General features: G+C 53.8%; 2 protein-coding genes. Both read left to right on the plus strand.

Annotated elements, in window-relative coordinates; all coding sequences use genetic code 11:
• Positions 1–4: 4 nt before the first annotated feature.
• Entirely contained in the window at positions 5–523 is a 519-nt protein-coding gene (hcp-2, locus tag JIG40_RS13595; RefSeq protein ID WP_020331126.1) for a type VI secretion system effector Hcp-2, read from the plus strand.
• Between the two features lie 151 nt (positions 524–674).
• On the plus strand, positions 675–1,912 hold a 1,238-nt coding region (gene tssI / locus JIG40_RS13600), incomplete at its 3' end, for a type VI secretion system tip protein TssI/VgrG (RefSeq protein ID WP_199465495.1).

The following is a 1,912-nucleotide window of genomic DNA, read 5'->3' on the forward strand; positions in this document are numbered from 1 at the left end:
AGCAATGCCAACTCCATGTTATATCTCTATCGAAGGTCAAACTCAGGGTCTAATCACTGCAGGCGCTTGTACTGCGGATTCTATCGGCGATTCATTCGTTGAAGGTCACGAAGACGAGATGCTGGTTCAGCAGTTCGACCACATCGTCACTGTACCGACTGACCCACAATCAGGTCAGCCTTCAGGTCAACGTGTGCACAAACCATTCAAATTCACCGTGTCTCTGAACAAAGCTGTTCCTCTGCTGTACAACGCACTGGCATCAGGCGAGAAGATGACGACGGTTGAACTGAAATGGTACCGCACGTCTATCGAAGGCAAACAAGAAAACTTCTTCACCACCAAGCTGGAAAACGCGTCTATCGTGGATATCCAATGTGAAATGCCACACTGCCAAGATCCAGCAAAATCTGATTTCACTCAGAACCTGACGGTCTCTATGTCTTACCGCAAAATCACGTGGGATCACGTGAACGCGGGTACTTCAGGCTCAGACGATTGGCGTAAACCAATCGAAGCGTAATTTACGCTCGAGCTGCGTTGCCCGTCTCAAGGCGGGCAACCTTGTGAACCTTAAGCACAAAGCATCCAACCCGCACCCTGGCACCCGCTTGGTTTCGGGTGTTTTGCGCTTAAGGTTTCACCATTTTTACTGAGTATGAAGGAATGGCAGGATGGCGACGTTAAAGTATCAGTTTCATGTGGAAGGTCTGGAGGACGACACGCTGGTGGTGCGTGGGTTCGACGGGCAGGAAACGCTTTCCAGCGAACGTATAAATGGGCAGCTATGCCACGGTTTTCGTTATCAACTGGAACTGGCCAGTCGGCTTGCCAATTTAACGCCGGAGATGGTGGTGGATAAAGTCGCGGAGCTGACGCTCTATCGCAATGATGTGCTGGTTCAACGTGTAAACGGCATTGTGCGCTGCTTTACGCAGGGCGATACCGGCCATCATCACACCTTCTATTCACTCACGTTAGTCCCTGCTTTAGAGCGTTTGTCTCTGCGCCACAACAGCCGCATCTTCCAACTCAACACCGTGCCGGAAATCCTCTCCATCGTGCTGCAGGAAATGGGCATCAACGATTACGCCTTTGCGCTGACCCGCGATTGTGCGCAGCGTGAATTCTGCGTTCAGTACCGCGAAACCGACTTAGATTTTCTCCATCGCCTCGCTGCCGAAGAAGGGCTGGTGTACAGCTTCATTCATGAAGAGGGCAAACACACGCTGATATTCAGCGACGCCTCAGAGAGCCTACCGAAACTCGGTGAGCCAATTCCTTACAACACGCTGGCGGGCGGTATGATTGAATCACCGTACATCTCGGCGCTGAGCGTGCACACCCAATCGGAGGTGAGCCAGACCGCGCTGCAGGATTACAGCTTCAAAAAGCCGGCGTACTCGTTTGCCCAGCAAGCGGTCGGGACCGAAATGGCGTACCAGCAGCCAAATTACGAACATTTCGATGCGCCGGGGCGCTATAAAGACGATGTCAGTGGTAAAGCGTTCAGCCAGATCCGCCTCGATTACCTGCGCCGCAACGCGCACACCGCGACGGGGAAAAGCAACCAACCGTTGCTGCGTCCGGGGGTGAAATTTGACCTGAAAGAGCACCTCGATGACACCCTGAACCGAGACTGGTTGGTGGTGAGTGTCACCAGCCAAGGCACGCAGCCTCAGGCGCTGGAAGAAGCTGGCGGTCATGGCGCGACCACCTACGCGAACCAATTCACATTGATCCCGGCGCATCGCACCTGGCGCGCCACGCCGCAAGCCAAACCTCAGGTTGATGGCCCGATGATTGCCACAGTCGTTGGCCCAGAAGGCGAAGAGATCTTCTGCGATGAACACGGCCGTGTAAAACTGCATTTTCCGTGGGATCGCTACTCCAACGGTGATGAGCACAGCTC

Source organism: Vibrio sp. bablab_jr001 (assembly GCF_016464285.1).
Classification (GTDB): domain Bacteria; phylum Pseudomonadota; class Gammaproteobacteria; order Enterobacterales; family Vibrionaceae; genus Vibrio; species Vibrio fluvialis.

What these genes read in the sequence shown, in the direction of transcription:
- hcp-2 (WP_020331126.1), top strand. Translation starts at nt 5, where the DNA reads ATGCCAACTCCATGTTATATCTCTATCGAAGGTCAAACTCAGGGTCTA.